Here is an 18,082-nt window from a genome sequence, read left to right as displayed (position 1 = left end):
AAAAGACCGTAAGTGAACGGGCTTTTAACAAAATTTTTTAAAACCATCTTTAACTATAAAAGAGTAAGAATAAAAGTACAATGGTTTTCTTATGTTTTCAAGCCAACTTTTGTTTTTTGCTTACTTTTGGCTGAGATTCAGCATTTTATTGACGATTTTGATATACTGGAGCCAAAGGAAATTTTATTATAGGGAAGTGAGAGAGATGGCAAAAGATGAATTGCAGCAACATCTAGATAAAGGTCGTTTTGGGGCAGCGCGAATCAATCCAGATGAACAGCGAAAATATTTGGGAACCTTTCGTGAGCGTTGTTTTGCAAGTATGACGGTACGAGAGATGAAAAATCAGCAAGACCAAAAAAATCTAATTACAGAGATAAAAAAATACCCAGAAGGTAAATTATTGATCAATGGCGCTGTAGATGAAAAAGTACAAGCGGATTTCATCGCACTAGCGTCTAAAAATTCAGTCGATTTTACGATCGTAAATGATGCGACAGTTGAATCAGAAGATAGTATCGGGTTATTATTGGTTATAGACCATGCTGTCAATGAAGAGATTATTGACATTGAAGAAAAATATCCTTCAACTAATTCAGATAGCAAAGAGCCTTCGGAGAAAAAGAAAAGCTTTTTTGGTCGTTTATTTGATTAAAGAAAATTAAGCAACGAATAATTACGGTTGACATTTTTCCAAAGTGTCGGTATTATACTGCTTGGGCACCCTTTTAGTAAGGGTCAAGTGTTTAGTGAAATCACAGCTCCCTATTCAAATTGGATAGGGAGCTTTCTTTGTTTTTTCTAGACGTTTCCTGCAAATTAGTATGAAGGAGTTTTTTCATTTATGACAAAGTATATTTTTGTAACTGGCGGCGTAGTTTCATCAATTGGCAAAGGGATCGTGGCAGCATCATTGGGTCGTTTGCTTAAAAATCGGGGATTGAAAGTTACCATCCAAAAATTCGATCCATATATTAATGTCGATCCAGGTACGATGAGTCCTTACCAACACGGAGAAGTTTTTGTAACAGATGATGGTGCTGAAACGGATTTGGACTTGGGTCACTATGAACGTTTTATCGACATTAACTTGAATCAATACTCCAACGTAACGACAGGAAAAATCTATTCAGAAGTTATTCGTAAAGAACGTAAAGGCGAATACTTAGGGGCAACAGTCCAAGTTATCCCTCATATCACGAATGAAATCAAATCAAAAATCATGCGTGCTGCAAAAATGACAGATTCTGATGTCATTATTACAGAGGTTGGCGGAACTGTTGGTGATATTGAATCATTGCCATTTTTAGAAGCATTACGTCAAATGAAGGCTGAAGTGGGTGCGGATAATGTTATGTACATCCATACAACATTGATTCCTTTCTTAAAAGCTGCTGGAGAAATGAAAACAAAGCCAACACAGCACAGCGTAAAAGAATTACGTGGTCTAGGGATTCAGCCAAATATTTTAGTGGTTCGTACAGAACAACCTATTTCACAAAGTACTAAAAACAAGCTTGCACAATTTTGTGATGTTGCGCCAGAAGCAGTTATCGAGTCTCGTGATGTTGAAACACTTTATTCGATTCCATTGGCATTACAAGCACAAGGAATGGATCAAATTGTTTGTGAGCATTTGAAACTTGACGTACCTGTTGCGGATATGACAGAGTGGCGAGCGCTTGAAGAAAAAGTCTTGAATCTTAAAAAGAAAGTAAAAATTGCATTGGTAGGAAAATATGTAGAATTGCCAGATGCCTATATTTCTGTAGTGGAAGCATTGAAACATTCTGGTTTTGCTTACGATTCTGATATTGAAATCGAGTGGATTCAATCTCAAGAAGTTACACGTGAGAATGTGGAAGAAATGCTGGGAGATGCAGATGGTATTTTAGTTCCTGGTGGTTTTGGAGATCGTGGAATTGAGGGGAAGATCGAGGCGATTCGTTATGCACGTGAGAACGATGTACCGTTCTTAGGTATTTGTTTAGGAATGCAAATGGCCTGTGTAGAATTTGCTCGTAATGTTGCTGGGCTAGAAGATGCTAATTCAGCTGAAACAGTACCGGACACTGCAAACAACATCATTGATTTAATGGCAGATCAAGAAAATGTTGAGAACTTGGGTGGAACATTACGTCTTGGATTGTATCCATGTAAGCTGAAAAAAGGCAGCAAAACGGCTGCAGCCTATGGAAACGAAGACGTCATCCAAGAACGTCATCGTCATCGCTATGAATTCAACAATCAATACCGTCAATTATTTGAAGACAAAGGCTTGGTTTTCTCAGGTGTATCTCCAGATAATCGCTTAGTTGAGATCGTTGAGATCCCTGAAAATAAATTCTTTGTGGGCTGTCAATTCCATCCAGAATTAATTTCTCGTCCAAACCGTCCTCAACCATTGATCAAAGCTTTCGTAGGTGCATCATTAGAAAGTAAAGAAGCAAAATAGTAAATTTGACTGAAAGGCCTAGTCGCCTTTCAGTTTTTTTACAAGAAAAGCAAAAAAGTTGAAATGTAAAGGTTTTATCGGAAGGTTTGGAGTAGCAAAGATGCTAAAACTTTGATAGAATTAACACGTTAGTTAAGCATGGCTTAACCAAATAGTAAAAAACCTTAGGAGGAATTTTTTATGCCAGTAGTATCAGGAGCAGAATTCTTAAAAGCTGCACGTAAAGGCGGATATGCAGTAGGTGGATTCAACACAAACAACTTAGAATGGACTCAAGCTATTCTAAAAGCTGCAGAAGCTAAAAAAGCACCAGTTCTTATCCAAACTTCAATGGGTGCAGCGAAATACATGGGCGGATACAAAGTTGCTAAAGATATCATCACTGATTTAGTAGACTCAATGGGTATCACTGTACCAGTTGCAATCCATTTAGACCATGGTGACTACGAAGCTGCTTTAGAATGTATCGAAGTTGGCTACACTTCAATCATGTTTGATGGTTCTCATCTTCCATTTGAAGAAAACTTGAAATTGGCTAAAGACGTTGTTGAAAAAGCTCACGCTAAAGGTATCTCTGTAGAGTGTGAAGTTGGTTCAATCGGTGGTGAAGAAGACGGAATCATCGGTGCTGGTGAATTAGCTGACATCGACGAATGTGTACAAATGGTTGCTACAGGTATTGACTACTTAGCATGCGGTATCGGTAACATTCATGGTGTATACCCTGAAAACTGGAAAGGTTTAGCATTTGACCACTTACAAGCGATTGCTGATGCTGTAGGTAATGATGTGCCTTTAGTATTACACGGTGGATCAGGTATTCCTCAAGAACAAATCCAAAAAGCAATCTCAATGGGTGTTTCTAAAGTTAACGTTAACACTGAATTCCAATTATCATTTGCTAAAGCTACTCGTGAATATATCGAAGCTGGCAAAGATAAAGAAGGAAAAGGCTTTGACCCTCGTAAATTGTTGGCACCAGGTGTTGCTGCAATCGTTAAAGATGCTGAAGAACACATTGACTGGTTCGGTTCAGCAAACAAAGCTTAATTTGATTCATACATTTTGATTGAAGACTGTCAATTGTGGCAGTCTTTTTTTTACCTTAAAAGGAAAGAAGATAGTGGCTTATGAAACCTGATAAAAACAATCTTTGAACACTTTTGTTTAGTCTCATTGCCTTAAAAAGGATTACAAAAAAGCCGAAAAGTCTAAACTCGATTGTTTGTTCAGCTGTGTGGATTGGCGAACTTACCATCAAAGCTGCATGGGAAGATGGCTTTTTGCTGTAAATGAAGACTTTACAATCTTTATGACAGGTAGAAACAAACAACGAACAAAGAAGAAAAAAGGTATGAGTTTCAAACTCTTTTCTAAAATTAATAGTAAAAAGAATGAGTTATTATTTTGCGAAGCGCCACTAAATTTCAGTTACTTTTAGTGTATATTAGTTTTAGGAAAGCTTTTTGAAAGCGGTTAAATAATTTGTGAATAGTGAGGAGCATGCAGCATGTCAATGGTAAAATTAACAAGTCGCCAAATATTTGGAATGAAGAGAGCAACAGTGGAAGCTAGAATTGAAAAATACTATGATGAGACTAAAGATGCAACAGTGGTAATACAATACGCGTTTGCACTTTTGTTGCGTAACGCATTATCTGTAAATGATTTTTCGGGAATGCTGGAAGCTGTTATTCATGAGATTCTGCTACGATCTAACCCGAATGATACTATTCGAAGGCTTGCTCCCTTTTTTAAGAATTATTTCAAAAGCAGTGATTGGGAGAGAGTAATCGAACGAGTGTACAAGCGTAAGAAGGATTATCTTTCCGTTGATGAGGCTCTCCATCAGTATAAAAAGTTTTTATTGGAAAAGACCACACCAATCGATGAGCTAGAAAATAAGCAATATAAATTTATATCCATTTTCTTAAAAGGAGATGGGAAATCCCATACTTGGAGCTTACGCGATGCTGATCCAAAAATATCTGATAAGAAGTGGCAGGCTATCTTGGAGCTTCTGACTACTTTGACAGTTTTTGAAAAGGATGGTACTCGTCTTTTTGTCGAACTAGTAAACTCTGATCTAATGAATTGTACTCGCCGCTCACTATGGGAGAAAAAGAGTGCAACAAAAAAGGCATCATCAAAAGAAAATAGTACTGATCATCAATGGACGGATGCTGTGCAGCTTGAACAAAATGAAAATGAACAGGAAATAGGGATTTCTCTGCCGCCAGATGTTGACTTGAAGAATTTGAGCCCAGAGGAGCTGCGAAGGATTGTCGAAGAGCAATTACCAGAAGGAGCGACATTGACGAACCTGCGGCTGCTTCAAGAGGAGGACTCCGAACAAGAAGCTCTTTTGGATTCTGTCAATCAGTCTCTGAATCAAGCAGTATCAATACCAGCCCCTACAAAAGAACCAACTGAGACAAAAGAGAAGAAAACCTTCCGTTCCCTATTTCCAAAGAAGTCCCAAGGCCGCAAAACGAAAAATAAAAAGTATCTTGAAGAGGAAAACAAGAAAAGTCTGATGAATACTATAAATGGAAAAAAGAATAGAAAGAGAAAGAAGAGGAAATAGGCCTTCCTTCTGTGAAGGTAGGTGGATTTTCGGCTGAATTTATGAAGGTTATTCTTTGAATTCACTGATTGAAGTTAGCATTGTTTCCGCAAAAAAAGAACCATCTGCAGGTTTTTAATCGTTCGATTAAACTTCCGATACTATTGCTGTTCCTAATTAAAAAAAATCTTCAATTAAACTTGAAAACGGTATTTCTCAATAAAATATTTGAATAAATCTAATAAATTATCCCAAGCATTTGGGATGAAGATGAAAAATAGTCCTCTACTAATCAAAAACATCCTTGAGTGAAAAGAACTTGCTTATTTTCTCACGTGATTTGAGAATGCTTCCTTTTTATACAAGCAATAATATGCTAGAATGGATAATGGTCTATAAACTTCAAAATAATTAATTAGGTGAAAATAAATGAGAAAAATCGAAATCCATGGCGGAAAGCCATTATCAGGTAATATTACAATCAGCGGCGCAAAAAATAGTGCCGTTGCATTGATCCCAGCAGCAATCATGGCGGATTCGCCAGTGACATTAGAAGGAGTGCCGGATATTCAAGATGTGCATTCATTAATCGAAATTTTAGAAATCATGGGAGCGAAAGTTTCCTTTGAAGATAATCGGATGGTCATTGATCCAAGTAATGTTGTATCGATCCCGATGCCAAGCGGAAAAATCAATTCGTTACGCGCTTCCTACTATTTTATGGGAGCTTTGTTAGGAAAATTTGGTGAAGCGGTGGTTGGTTTACCTGGCGGCTGTTTCTTAGGCCCTCGTCCAATTGACTTGCACATTAAAGGCTTTGAAAGTTTAGGTGCCGATGTTTCTAATGAACACGGTGTGATTTATTTGCGGACAGAAGAAGAAAGCTTAACGGGAGATCGTATCTTTATGGATGTGGTTTCTATTGGCGCGACGATTAACGTGATGTTGGCAGCAGTAAAAGCTAAAGGAAAAACAATCATTGAGAATGCTGCAAAGGAACCAGAAATTATCGATGTTGCAACGCTATTAAATAATATGGGTGCGAAAATTCGTGGTGCAGGTACGGATGAAATTCGGATTGAAGGTGTAGAGGAATTACACGGCTGTGTCCACTCAATTATTCCTGATCGCATTGAAGCGGGGACTTATTTGGCTTTAGCTGCAGCTATGGGCGAAGGTGTAACCGTGCATAATGTCATCTATGAACACATTGAAAGCTTTATTGCGAAATTAGAAGAAATCGGTGTAGAAATGAATATTTCAGAAGACAGCATCGAAGTATTGCCATCAAGAAATCTGAAGACTGTAGATGTTACAACATCGCCTTACCCAGGTTTTGCGACAGATCTACAACAACCGTTAACACCGCTATTACTTAAATCGCAGGGAACGGCCGAAATTATTGACACGATTTACTCAAAACGAGTAAATCACATCCCTGAGTTAGTCCGCATGGGGGCAGATGCTCGTGTTGAAGGCAACTTAATTGTATTAAACGGTCCAAGCAAATTGCACGGAGCCGAGGTAGTCGCTTCTGATTTGCGGGCGGGTGCTTGTTTAGTTATTGCTGGATTAATGGCTGAAGGGAAAACAACGATTTTTAACGTGGAATATATTTTACGAGGATATGATCATATTATTGAGAAACTGACGGCTCTTGGTGCTACTATCGAAATGATCGACGAGGAAGAGGCGGAATAATGAGCGATTATTTAACAATGGCGGAGCTTGAGAACAAGACGCTAAAAGAAATTTATGCTTATGCAAAAGATTTTAAAATTCCTTATTATAGTCAAATGAATAAAAAGGAATTGTCTCTGGCTGTAATTCGTGCACAGGCAGAAAAACAAGGCTTCTTTTATATGGAAGGAGTCTTAGATATTATTGGACAGGATGGCTACGGCTTTTTACGTCCAATTAACTATGGATCGAGTGCGGAGGATATTTATATTTCCTCTTCACAGATTCGTCGTTTTGGTTTAAGAAATGGCGATAAGGTGGCCGGCAAAGCTCGTCCACCCAAAGAATCTGAACGTTATTATGGGCTGATGCATGTAGAAAGTGTCAATGGTAAAGATCCAGAAGATGCGAAAGAACGCCCACATTTTCCTGCATTAACTGCTCTGTATCCCGATAAGCAACTCGTTTTAGAAACAACACCTGGTCGTTTGTCTACGCGAATGATCGACATCTTCTCCCCAGTAGGTTTCGGTCAGCGTGGATTGATCGTTGCTCCTCCAAAAGCAGGGAAGACAACCATTCTTAAAGAGATTGCTAATGGTATTACTGATAATTATCCCGATGTCGAACTGATTGTCTTACTCATTGATGAACGTCCAGAAGAAGTGACTGATTTAGAACGCAGTGTTAAAGGTGATGTGGTTTATTCGACATTTGATCAGCAACCACAGAACCACACCCGTGTATCTGAACTGGTCTTGGAACGCGCAATGCGTTTAGTGGAAGACAAACGAGACGTGGTGATTTTGATGGATAGCATCACTCGTCTTGCACGTGCATACAATTTAGTGGTTCCGCCAAGCGGACGGACATTGAGTGGCGGGATCGATCCTGCAGCGCTATACAAACCAAAGAAATTCTTTGGTGCAGCTCGAAACATTGAAGAAGGTGGCAGCTTAACTATTTTGGCGACGGCACTAGTTGATACTGGTAGTCGAATGGATGATGTAATTTATGAAGAGTTTAAAGGAACAGGAAACTTAGAATTACAATTGTCCCGTGAATTGTCTGAGCGTCGGATCTTCCCAGCAATCGACATTAAAAAATCTGGTACACGTAAAGAAGAATTGCTGATGGCTCCTTCACGTCTAGAAGAAATCTTCAAGCTTCGCAATAACATGACGGGAGATTCATTGGAATATACTTCGCAATTCGTGAACTTCCTGAAAAAGACGAAGAATAACGATGATGTTTTCAAAGCTTTCAAGGACGTTTCATTCGGTGGTAAAACAACCCGTAGAAATCAAAAAAGATAATTGCATTGTCGATTCATTCATGATAGTATATTCATGTTGCAAATTGCAAAAATAACTCTGAACCAGCAAATGATTCAGGGCAAAGGAGCGAAAAAACTATGAAACAAGGAATTCATCCAGAATATCATCCAGTTGTGTTCATGGACTCAACAACAGGTTTCAAATTCTTGTCAGGTTCTACTAAAACTTCACAAGAAACAGTTGAATGGGAAGACGGAAATACTTACCCAGTAATCCGTGTCGAAGTTACTTCAGATTCTCATCCATTCTACACTGGACGTCAAAAATTCACTCAAGCAGATGGACGTGTCGATCGTTTCAACAAAAAATACGGTCTCAAAGACGCCAACGCAGAGGAAAAATAAAAACATTGAGTTATCAACGTTTTACAGACTACATTTTCGGATGTGGTCTTTTTTTATTTCAAAATTAAAAAAGGTTGTACCAATTTTGATATACTAACTGTAGAATTGAATTATACACGAAATGACGTAGGAAACGACTGTAAGGAATATTGATAAATGAGGGATTCAAATGATTATTAATCCAACAAAAAAAGCATTACCACTTTTTAACAAAATACCAAGCGTTGCTGACAAGCAATTGGCGCGAAGATTCTCTGAGTTTAATCCGCTGTTTTCTTGGCATGCGAATTATTTTAATGTAAATAGAAAGAAGATTTTATTGGTGGTCAATGACTTGACCTACTTCCCGCTTATTTTCGTAGGAATCGATGCTAAGAACAAGGGGCAGTTAAGCGAGACTTTCCAACAAGCTATAATGGAAGTGTTCCAAGCGGCAGGAATCCCAAAAAAGCAGATTGAAAAATATCTTGATCTAGCTGGTGAAGTGGAGGTGAATGGGGGCTATAATCGTGTTGTTACTGGCATTATGAAGAACATGATTTTTTCATTGGAGTATCATGGGCGGTATGATTTTAATACGCTCGTGGATGTTGAAAATAGTCTTGATTTGGCAGGGGACATTTTCAAAGAGCAATATCCCATTGATAAGTTGCGTGAAGTGTTTAAGGAGCCTTTGTTAATTCATGAACTTTCACAAGAAGTAGCAGAGGAAAGTTATGTGGTGAAGAAAGACTGGGAAAGTCTAACCGATTATAAAGTTGATAGATTTTCTGGAAAAGAGGTCGAAAAAGCGTTGGCTAACAATCGCTTAATCTTAAATGCGTTTAAAGAGTACCTTGAAAAGTCTGAAAAGCTGACAAAGAAAACCGTGAATCATCACTTAGCCAATGTTGAAGAGTATCTAAGCAATTATTTGATTTTTTATGGTTTTGACTCAGCGGTAACGACCTTCGATGTCATTTGCGACTTTTTTGGTTGGGGAGCAAGCAAAAATGTTTGGATCAGTGAAAGTGCAGTCAAAAAGGCTGGTACAGCGATGAAAAAATTCTATCAGTTTTTGATTGCGGCAGGTGAAGTGAAGGAATCGGCTATACCAGAAATACGAGACCAGATTGAACTGGGAGTAGAGACCGGAAAGATGACGCTGATGATGAGTGATAGTTGGTATTAAGAACCGGTTTTGATTGGTGCAATTCTGCTGACTTATTTCGTTTCGATCAGATAGAGGATTGGAGAACTTCTGTCTAACCAGGATTGGGCAAATAATTAGCAACGAACTTCCTATTTTAGCGGAGTTCGTTTTTTGCTGTTTACAAAGAAGCGCTTTGATTGTTGTTTCTGAAACTATCTGCTATGGTTTTGATAGTAAAAAATGATTTTAAACTAAAATTAGGAGTCTTTACTATGTATAAGAAATGGTATGGGAGTCTTTTCTTTTTTCTTCTATTTTTCCTTTTTCCATCCACTGCAGAAGCATCCCACTATGGGCTAACTGTTAAACAGCAACAGGAGGCATTGAAGCCCTATAGACATTTTTATCAAGCAGCTTTTTCGAATCAGGATGAGAACAAATATTTCGGAATGTACAAAATTCCGGGACTCTATAGAGCGAAGACCCTCAGCCTGGAAACGAACGCGATTGTTGACAGTTCTACGATGACGCCACAGGGAATCACGCTGACGGAGAAGTATCTTTTGATTTCGGCCTATAGTCATGATCATGAAAATCATTCGGTCATCTACATGCTGGATCGTGAGACACATCGTTTTATAAAAACTGTTGTGTTGCCTGGTCGTCCGCATCTCGGCGGTATCGCCTATGATCCGAAGCACCAGCGTGTTTGGATCACGACGGGCGGACTTTTCGCTGGTTTGTCGTCGATTGATTTGAAAGAGCTCGAGGATTATCAGCTAAAAGCGGATCGGGTCGTTTCTTATCATCAGCAGATTTCTTTAAAAGAAGTTTCTCATGCTTCGGCGCTAACCTACACATCTGGTGTGCTGGTCGTTGGTTATTTTACACTGAATGAGTATGGGCGTATGGCGACTTATCGTTTGAATGATCAAGGAGAACTAAGAATCAGTTCTCAGGAAAAAATCTCTAATTTTGACCAAGGGGAGCAGAAAAAAGCAGGATTAACTTCCGTTCCATCCTCTCAATTTGCTCGTTCTCTTGGTTCATGGAAAACACTGGATATGATTCAAGGCATTGCTTTTTATAAAGATTACTTGATTATGTCTCAGTCGTGGGGACCGGAGCGCTCTGGCAAACTCTATTTTTTTGATCTTGATAAAGTCAATAACTTTTTCTCAGTAAAAGACGCGGCCTTTGAGATTGACACACCGCCATATATTGAACAGGTATCCGTGGACGGTGATCAGCTTTTTGCTGTTTTCGAAGGTGGCGCATGGCCGTATCGCACAAGAAACCCCGTATTGGTGGATCATGTCATTCAATTGAACATTGAAGAGTTACTTACGAAAAAGGATCATGAGTAATCTTTTTTGATTGTCTTATTTATGTTTATCGAGAGCTCCTTCATAGGGGTTCTTTTTTGTGCTTCTCATGATGAAACGTATTTCATATCGTGAAACACATTGAGTTGTAAGCGGTATCCGTTCCTTTTTGTACTGCTGCCCCGTATACTGAACACATCATAAAAAGAAGGAGATAAAATGATGAAAGCGAAAATCATGGATAGCATGCAAAAATTTTCGAAAGCAATGTTTGTTCCAGTGCTGATCTTACCAATTGCTGGTATTTTGATCGCGATTGGAAACGTTTTTACGAATCCAAGGTTAATTGAGATGTTTGGATTTTTAGATAATCCTATCACAATGGGATTCGGGAGTATTTTATCAGCTGCACTTTTGCCAGTTTTAACAAATCTAGGAGTAATTTTCTGTGTCGGCATCGCTTTAGGATTGGCAAACAAAAAGAAAGCTGAAGCAGCATTTACTGCTTTACTGGGATACTTAGTCTTCTTATATGCGATGAACAAGTTTATGGAACTTAGAGACATGCTGGTAGCACCAGATCAGCTTCAGGGATCGGGACAAGCATTAGTCTTAGGTGTTCAAGTATTGGACATGGGAGTTTTCTTAGGGATTATTCTTGGAATTGTGGTGGCATTAATTCATAATCGCTTCATCGATACGACATTTAATAACGCTTTTCAGGTTTATGGCGGAGCACGATTTGTCTTTATCGTTTTGATTCCAGTATTAGTATTAGCAGCGATTGCACTTTCATTTATCTGGCCGGTTATTCAGCAAGGAATTGACGGATTGGGCGGTGTCATTCAGAAGACAGGGAATTTTGGGATTTTTCTCTATGGGTCGTTGGAACGGCTATTGATCCCAACTGGTTTGCACCATTTGATCTATACACCGTTTCTATACACGTCACTTGGCGGCGTGGCGGAAGTTGGTGGGCAAGTATTTGAAGGGGCGCGAAATATTTACTTTGCTGAAATCGCAGATCCTGCGGTTAGAGTTCTATCACAAAGTGTGATTTGGGATGCCCGGGGAATTTCAAAAATGTTTGGCTTGATCGGCGCTTGTCTAGCGATGTATCAAACGGCTAAACCAGAAAATAAATTTAAAGTAAAAGCTATTTTGATTCCAGCAGTTGTGACATCCTTTGTGGCTGGGGTAACGGAACCGATTGAATTTTCCTTTATGTTTGTAGCGCCAGCATTGTTTGTTATTCATTCTGCGCTAAGCGGGTTAAGCATGGTTGCTTTGAATATCTTTGGTTCACGGGCGATCGGTCCGAATGGTTTTATCGATTTTCTACTCTATAACATACCATTGGGGACAGAAAAGACCCGTTGGCCGATTTATCTTCTAGTCGGTGTGGCCTTCTTCTTTATTTATTACTTTATCTTCCGCTTCTTAATCGTCAAGTTCAATTTCAAAACGGTCGGACGAGAAGATAATGATCAAGAGACGAAGCTTTACTCGAAAAAGGAGTATAACGATAAGAAGGGGTCTGTACCAGATAATGGTGTATTAGCTGCGCCAACCTCTGATGACGAAGTATCTGGAATAATCGTGGAAGGCTTAGGTGGTGCGGAGAATATCAAAACGATCGACAATTGTTATACACGGTTACGGTTGAAGTTGGCAAATCCAGCTTTGGTTGATGAAGGATTATTGAAAAATGAGACTCAAGCAAAGGGTGTCATCAGTAACGGAGAAAATGTCCATGTGGTCTATGGATTGACTGTCCCGAAAGTTCGGGAAAAACTTGAAAAATATTTAGGTAGAGATAGTGGAGGAGACGAATAGTTATGAAGAAATTTTCAGTAGTAATTGCCGGCGGCGGGAGTACGTTTACTCCGGGAATCGTCATGATGATGTTAGACAATTTGGAGCGGTTTCCATTGCGAACATTGAAACTATACGATAACGATGGTGACCGCCAGGGAATACTTGGAGAAGCCTTAGAGATATTATTGAGAGAACAGGCACCAGAAATTGAATTTATCTATACAACAGATCCAGAAACAGCTTTTACAGATGTTGATTTTTGTATGGCCCATATCCGCGTGGGGAAATATGCGATGCGGGAAAAAGATGAAAAAGTTCCGTTGCGTCATGGAGTTTTTGGACAGGAGACCTGTGGACCTGGGGGAATTGCTTATGGGATGCGCAGTATCACAGGCATGCTAGAAATCATCGATTATATGGAAAAGTATTCACCAGATTGCTGGATGCTGAATTATTCTAATCCGGCAGCGATTGTAGCAGAAGCTTGTCGAGTATTACGACCAGATTCAAAGGTGTTAAACATTTGTGACATGCCTGTTGGAACCTTACGTCGGATGTCTCAAATTGTTGGTAAGAAGCCTGAAGAATTAGAAGTCCGTTACTTTGGCTTGAATCATTTTGGCTGGTGGACTAGTGTCAAAGACAAAGAAGGTCATGAATACATTGATCAAATTCGTAATTACGTTTCCGAACATGGCTACTTGACGCAGATCGAAGTAGATACCCAGCACACAGACCCAAGTTGGCAGGAGACCCATAAAAAGGCGAAGGATATTTTAGCGGTAACGCCTGATTATTTGCCGAATACTTACTTGAAATATTACTTGTATCCCGATTACGTTTTTGAACATATGAAGGATCATCCCGAATTTACGCGTGCCAATGAAGTCATGCAGGGGCGAGAGAAAAATGTTTTTGATCATGCCCGTCAAATCATCGCGAATGGATCAGCCGAGGGCATTGCTTTTGATATTGATGCGCATGCGACATTTATCGTTGATTTAGCACGTGCGATTGCTTTTAATACTCACGAGCGTATGGTAATGATTGTTGAAAATAATGGCGCCATCGCCAATTTCCCTGATGATGCGATGGTGGAAGTTCCTTGTATTGTCGGTACTGATGGACCAGAAGCCTTAGCTCAAGGTCAAATCCCGGCATTCCAGCAAGCGTTGATGTTCCAGCAGGTCACTGTTGAAAAATTAGTAGTCGAAGCCTATTTGGAAAACAGCTATCAAAAAATGTGGCAGGCCTTGACCTTGTCTAAAACGGTTCCAAGTGCACAGGTTGCCAAAGAACTATTAGACGATTTAATTGTCGAAAATGGCGATACTTGGCCAGAATTACATTAATTTTTAAGGGGATGTAACAGCAGCGAGCCAATGAGTTCGCTGTCGTTATGATCCCTTTTTTAAAAAATTTCAGGAGGAGCAATAATGGAGATCACAATGATCGGTTTAGGGAAAATGGGAATGGGGATTGCCGAGAATTTATTGACCCATCACTACCAAGTAAAAGGGTATGATATCAATCTTGATAGCGGGAAACACTTGATTGAACTGGGCGGAACATTTTATTCAGATATCGAGAGTCTGTTGTCAGATCGATCAAAACGTCAAATTGTTTGGCTGATGCTGCCGGCAGGTGCTTTAACAAATGACACGTTGACAGCAGCGGCTGATCGTATGGGTAAAGATGATATTATAATTGATGCTGGAAACTCTCATTATCAGGATAGCTTGACGAACGCTGCCTATTGTCAAACTAAAGGTATTCATTTTATGGATGTTGGGACGTCTGGTGGAGTTTTTGGCGCTAGAAATGGAGCTTGTATGATGGTCGGGGGTGAACGATTCATTTATAATGAGTTAGCACCATTGTTTCAAAAACTATGTGTGAAAAAAGGATGTATTTATAGTGGACCGGCTGGGAGTGGTCATTACCTTAAAATGGTCCATAACGGGATTGAATATGGTATGATGCAGGCAATTGGAGAAGGGTTCAATTTATTACATCACAGTCCTTACGATTATTCGATGGCTGAGGTTGCCCAAGTCTTTAATCATGGATCGGTAATCCGCTCATGGCTGATGGAGTTAACTGAAAAGGTTTATCAAGACCAGCTTGATCTGACTGAGATCGCAGGAGTCATTCCTTCTTCAGGTGAAGGGAAATGGACTGTAGAGGAAGCCTTACGTTTAAAAGTAAACCTTCCTGTGATTACGCAATCACTTATGACGCGCTTTGCATCAGAGGATTATGATAAAATAAGCGAGAAGCTTGTCGCATTATTGCGCAATCAGTTTGGCGGACACGCCTTTGTAAAGGATGAATGATTTTGTCAGTATTTTTAGGAATAGATATCGGAACAACAGCAATCAAATTGGGAATCATCCAGGAAAACGAGTTGCTTTATTCCAGTGAGCTGCCACTTCAAACCTATGGAGATGACCGCATCAAATATCAAAATGGGACAGAACTATTAGCAAGTTTAAAATTAGGTATTTTAGCCATTCCTGCGTGGCTGCGTAACGAAATTACCAGGATTAGTTTCAGTACGGCGATGCACAGCTTGATGCCGGATGATGGCAAAAAGCAAATTTTTCTATGGTCAGATCTTCAGGCGGCTAGTCTCATTGATACATTTAAGCAGTCTGATTTAGCCGAACACTTTTATCTGATTTCAGGGACGCCTATCCATGCGATGTCTCCATTTGCAAAGCTGCTGTATTTTCAAACATCAGAAAAATATCCGACAGATACTCGATGGTACGGCATTAAGGAATTGGTTATGGACTATTTTACCGGAGAGGCAGTTGTTGATTATGCAACGGCATCTGCAACAGGTTTGTTTGATTTGCGAAAAAAACAATGGAGTAGTGAAATTCTTGATTATTTAAGGATTAAGGAAGAACAGCTGGCACCATTAGCAGATACTGATCAGGTTTTTGAAATGTTGCCAGAAAAGAGGCGTTTCTTTGGTTTTCCCGACACTACTCAAGTCGTTGTAGGGGCCAGCGATGGGACGCTGGCAGCTTACGCCAGCTACTACTCTACCGGAAGAACAGCTAGTTTAACAATTGGAACAAGTGCCGCAGTTCGTCAAATAAGTAAAAATATTTATTTGGATCAGAAAAAGCAAAATTTCTGCTACTACTTAAAAAAGGAACTGCTTGTGTGCGGTGCACCGTCAAACAATGGCGGAGTGGTTTTGGCCTGGGCGGCAGAACAACTGGCGGAGAATCCAGCGACTTTTTATGAAAGACTGCCCAATTTGCTAGCTCAAACAGCATTAGGAGCTAATGGTCTGCGTTTCTGGCCTTATTTGAACGGAGAACGCGCGCCCTATTGGAACAATAAGATCAAAGGCGGGTTTCGAGACCTTACCCTGCAGCATACCAGAAACGATATGCTGAGGAGTGTCTTAGAGGGAATTCTTTTAAACATCCGCCAGCTAGTAAAACTCGTAGCAGAAAATGAAGAGCTCTCTATTAGCGGTGGTTTCTTTCAGACGACTGCGTTGGGACAATTGGCGGCGGATATCTTTGCTACAAAATGCTACTACACACAGGAAAATGAACCCATTTTTGGGTTGTATTATCTCTTGGAACAGCCAACACGGATGATTGAAGAAAGTCAACAAATTTTTCTACCTAACCTAGGTAACAGTACCGCTTATGAGAAAATCGCGAAAAACTATTTCGAGTAATTATTCGCGCGTAAATTCTTGGACAATGTACTCCATCAATAACAATAATTTACCGAAGAAGCCATTATACTTAATGTTTTGACTATCCAATGGTCGTTCATCAGCAACCTCAAAAATAATGGTTGCTGCCTTTGTAGCACGAGACTGACTGTTTCCTGTAAAGAGAATCGTTGGAATGCTGCGTTCTTGCGAAAACTGCATTTTTTCAATGACTTTTTGAGTCTCGCCTGATTTTGAAATGACAATCAGCATACTGATATTTCCGGCATTGTTATTGATAATTCCAGATGAATCAGCTGCATTGACGAAGAGTGTCTTAATCCCATTGACCAATAATTTCTTGTAAAGGTACTCAGCGATAATACTCGAAAAGCCCGTCGCATAAATCGTGATGAATTTGTCTTGATTCTCTTGATAAATTTGTTTCATATTTTGGATCGAGGGAGCAATTTTTTCAGTGGGAATAGAAATATCGACTGTCGCTTCAACAAGTTGATTTTGTGGCTGGTATTGATTTTTCAAAAAATAAAACAGCTCTAAATAACCAGAGAAATCTAATTTTTGTGCTAAACGAACAATCGTTGCGGGTGATGTGTAAAGCGTTGTTGCGATCTTTCTTAATGATACCCCTTCTAACTCATTTATATGTGTAGCTAAGTAAGTTAAGATTGCTTGGTCATTTTCAGACAATTGCTTGCCTTTGGTTACCAATTCTAGGTCCATATTTGCCCTCCTAAATGTACTGATTATTTGTATTATACACTATCGCTTTTAGTAAACAGATGAGATAGAAAGGAGAACGATAGATGTTTAATTTATTTAAAAGTAAAGGGATGAAAATAGATACCCCTGTTGACGGAAGAGTCTTTAATTTGAAAGAAGTTAGTGATCCCGTTTTTAGTGAAAAAATGATGGGCGATGGTTTTGCAGTTGAACCTAAAAATGGAAAGATCTGCGCACCTGTTAAAGGAACGATCAAATCTGTCTTTCCAACATTGCATGCACTTACCTTAGAGGCTGAAGATGGCTTGGATGTTTTAATCCATATTGGACTGGACACTGTAGAATTAAACGGCGACGGCTTTAGCTCAATGATTCAGAAAGGACAACAGGTCAAAGTAGGAGAACCATTAATTCAAGTTGACCTTGCTTTTTTAGCGGAAAATAATAAAGATGCTAGTGTGATTGTGGTTTTTCCCGAAATAACAGATAAAGAAGTAATGGTGATTGTTGGTGAGAAAGAGGTTGGTGAAGTAGCAGCGAAACTAAAGTAATTATGTCTAAAGTTTAAGCGTTTTAACTAAGAAACTTTATCAATCTTTATGACAAGGTGTCGCAAAGCTAAATTTACCGATTATCAGGAATGAATTACCAACATTTTTGGAAAAGCTGATTTCGGCTCTTATATAACTAAATTCAAATCTATCAATCTTGAAACTGCCAAATAGTTAAGGAGTATGGAACAATGCTTTCGTTTTTAATCATCGTCTGATCCTTTACGGGAAAATTTTTATAAGATGACGGAAAACTCTAGGCCTCACTATAAAGTTAATTTGCGTTGGTTTCAAGAACATTTAACAGAATACAAGAACTAACCCACGAAAATATTTTGTGGGTTCTCTTTATTATTCGTTATGGTCGTGATCCTTTTTTCCCTGTATGATGGTGTTAATGAACTATCTCACTAGAGAGACTAACTATATAGAGTCAAGTAAA

15 protein-coding genes are annotated in these 18,082 nt (G+C 39.3%); 14 read left to right on the top strand and 1 reads right to left on the bottom strand.

What is annotated here, in order from left to right:
• Positions 1-205 precede the first annotated feature (205 nt).
• From RV13_RS13845 to RV13_RS13785, 13 genes are all read left to right on the top strand, one after another.
• Positions 206-655, top strand: a complete 450-nt coding sequence (locus tag RV13_RS13845; RefSeq protein ID WP_060789362.1) for a YueI family protein — start codon at positions 206-208, stop codon at positions 653-655.
• A 189-nt stretch (positions 656-844) separates the two neighbouring features.
• Positions 845-2,455 (top strand): CTP synthase, encoded by a 1,611-nt coding sequence (pyrG, locus tag RV13_RS13840; RefSeq protein ID WP_010744527.1) that lies wholly within the window; start codon positions 845-847, stop codon positions 2,453-2,455.
• 180 nt (positions 2,456-2,635) lie between these two features.
• Positions 2,636-3,505 carry a class II fructose-bisphosphate aldolase gene (locus tag RV13_RS13835; protein ID WP_010744528.1) on the top strand — a complete coding sequence of 290 codons (870 nt, stop codon included), beginning with the start codon at positions 2,636-2,638 and terminating at the stop codon, positions 3,503-3,505.
• A 460-nt stretch (positions 3,506-3,965) separates the two neighbouring features.
• Positions 3,966-5,042, top strand: a complete 1,077-nt coding sequence (locus RV13_RS13830; protein WP_010744529.1) for a hypothetical protein — start codon at positions 3,966-3,968, stop codon at positions 5,040-5,042.
• A 408-nt stretch (positions 5,043-5,450) separates the two neighbouring features.
• Positions 5,451-6,722, top strand: coding sequence for a UDP-N-acetylglucosamine 1-carboxyvinyltransferase (gene murA / locus RV13_RS13825; protein ID WP_010744530.1), 1,272 nt, complete (start codon positions 5,451-5,453; stop codon positions 6,720-6,722).
• Positions 6,722-8,017 carry a transcription termination factor Rho gene (gene rho / locus RV13_RS13820; RefSeq protein WP_010744531.1) on the top strand — a complete coding sequence of 432 codons (1,296 nt, stop codon included), beginning with the start codon at positions 6,722-6,724 and terminating at the stop codon, positions 8,015-8,017. The genes murA and rho overlap by 1 nt, the downstream gene beginning before the upstream one ends.
• Before the next feature lie 98 nt (positions 8,018-8,115).
• Positions 8,116-8,382, top strand: a complete 267-nt coding sequence (locus RV13_RS13815) for a type B 50S ribosomal protein L31 (RefSeq protein ID WP_010744532.1) — start codon at positions 8,116-8,118, stop codon at positions 8,380-8,382.
• Positions 8,383-8,551: 169 nt separating this feature from the next.
• A complete protein-coding gene (locus tag RV13_RS13810; RefSeq protein ID WP_010744533.1) occupies positions 8,552-9,553 on the top strand; it encodes a DUF6933 domain-containing protein in 1,002 nt (333 codons plus the stop codon).
• A gap of 233 nt (positions 9,554-9,786) precedes the next feature.
• Positions 9,787-10,881, top strand: a complete 1,095-nt coding sequence (locus RV13_RS13805; RefSeq protein ID WP_010744534.1) for a YncE family protein — start codon at positions 9,787-9,789, stop codon at positions 10,879-10,881.
• A 180-nt stretch (positions 10,882-11,061) separates the two neighbouring features.
• The gene (locus RV13_RS13800; protein WP_028020545.1) at positions 11,062-12,675 is read left to right on the top strand and encodes a PTS transporter subunit EIIC; all 1,614 of its coding nucleotides are present in this window, start codon (positions 11,062-11,064) and stop codon (positions 12,673-12,675) included.
• 2 nt (positions 12,676-12,677) lie between these two features.
• Positions 12,678-14,009, top strand: a complete 1,332-nt coding sequence (locus RV13_RS13795) for a 6-phospho-alpha-glucosidase (protein ID WP_010744536.1) — start codon at positions 12,678-12,680, stop codon at positions 14,007-14,009.
• Between the two features lie 84 nt (positions 14,010-14,093).
• Entirely contained in the window at positions 14,094-14,993 is a 900-nt protein-coding gene (gnd, locus tag RV13_RS13790; RefSeq protein WP_010744537.1) for a phosphogluconate dehydrogenase (NAD(+)-dependent, decarboxylating), read from the top strand.
• The gene (locus RV13_RS13785; RefSeq protein ID WP_010744538.1) at positions 14,990-16,366 is read left to right on the top strand and encodes a gluconokinase; all 1,377 of its coding nucleotides are present in this window, start codon (positions 14,990-14,992) and stop codon (positions 16,364-16,366) included. The genes gnd and RV13_RS13785 overlap by 4 nt, the downstream gene beginning before the upstream one ends.
• On the opposite strand, the gene RV13_RS13780 is transcribed toward RV13_RS13785, so the two are convergent.
• Positions 16,367-17,089 carry a MurR/RpiR family transcriptional regulator gene (locus tag RV13_RS13780; protein ID WP_010744539.1) on the bottom strand — a complete coding sequence of 241 codons (723 nt, stop codon included), beginning with the start codon at positions 17,087-17,089 and terminating at the stop codon, positions 16,367-16,369.
• 83 nt (positions 17,090-17,172) lie between these two features.
• Here RV13_RS13780 and RV13_RS13775 point away from each other — a divergent pair, with 83 nt between their 5' ends.
• Positions 17,173-17,640: a PTS sugar transporter subunit IIA gene (locus RV13_RS13775; protein WP_010744540.1), complete on the top strand. Its 468-nt coding sequence runs from the start codon at positions 17,173-17,175 to the stop codon at positions 17,638-17,640.
• Positions 17,641-18,082 lie beyond the last annotated feature (442 nt).

Source organism: Enterococcus raffinosus, from assembly GCF_001886185.1.
GTDB lineage: Bacteria > Bacillota > Bacilli > Lactobacillales > Enterococcaceae > Enterococcus_A > Enterococcus_A raffinosus.
This window is presented reverse-complemented; position numbering and strand designations above follow the sequence as displayed.

Excerpts from the sequence above, each read along its gene's own strand:
- RV13_RS13845 (WP_060789362.1), top strand. The coding sequence starts at position 206 with ATGGCAAAAGATGAATTGCAGCAACATCTAGATAAAGGTCGTTTTGGG.
- pyrG (WP_010744527.1), top strand. The coding sequence starts at position 845 with ATGACAAAGTATATTTTTGTAACTGGCGGCGTAGTTTCATCAATTGGC.
- RV13_RS13835 (WP_010744528.1), top strand. The coding sequence starts at position 2,636 with ATGCCAGTAGTATCAGGAGCAGAATTCTTAAAAGCTGCACGTAAAGGC.
- RV13_RS13830 (WP_010744529.1), top strand. The coding sequence starts at position 3,966 with ATGTCAATGGTAAAATTAACAAGTCGCCAAATATTTGGAATGAAGAGA.
- murA (WP_010744530.1), top strand. The coding sequence starts at position 5,451 with ATGAGAAAAATCGAAATCCATGGCGGAAAGCCATTATCAGGTAATATT.
- rho (WP_010744531.1), top strand. The coding sequence starts at position 6,722 with ATGAGCGATTATTTAACAATGGCGGAGCTTGAGAACAAGACGCTAAAA.
- RV13_RS13815 (WP_010744532.1), top strand. The coding sequence starts at position 8,116 with ATGAAACAAGGAATTCATCCAGAATATCATCCAGTTGTGTTCATGGAC.
- RV13_RS13810 (WP_010744533.1), top strand. The coding sequence starts at position 8,552 with ATGATTATTAATCCAACAAAAAAAGCATTACCACTTTTTAACAAAATA.
- RV13_RS13805 (WP_010744534.1), top strand. The coding sequence starts at position 9,787 with ATGTATAAGAAATGGTATGGGAGTCTTTTCTTTTTTCTTCTATTTTTC.
- RV13_RS13800 (WP_028020545.1), top strand. The coding sequence starts at position 11,062 with ATGAAAGCGAAAATCATGGATAGCATGCAAAAATTTTCGAAAGCAATG.
- RV13_RS13795 (WP_010744536.1), top strand. The coding sequence starts at position 12,678 with ATGAAGAAATTTTCAGTAGTAATTGCCGGCGGCGGGAGTACGTTTACT.
- gnd (WP_010744537.1), top strand. The coding sequence starts at position 14,094 with ATGGAGATCACAATGATCGGTTTAGGGAAAATGGGAATGGGGATTGCC.
- RV13_RS13785 (WP_010744538.1), top strand. The coding sequence starts at position 14,990 with ATGATTTTGTCAGTATTTTTAGGAATAGATATCGGAACAACAGCAATC.
- RV13_RS13780 (WP_010744539.1), bottom strand. The coding sequence starts at position 17,089 with ATGGACCTAGAATTGGTAACCAAAGGCAAGCAATTGTCTGAAAATGAC.
- RV13_RS13775 (WP_010744540.1), top strand. The coding sequence starts at position 17,173 with ATGTTTAATTTATTTAAAAGTAAAGGGATGAAAATAGATACCCCTGTT.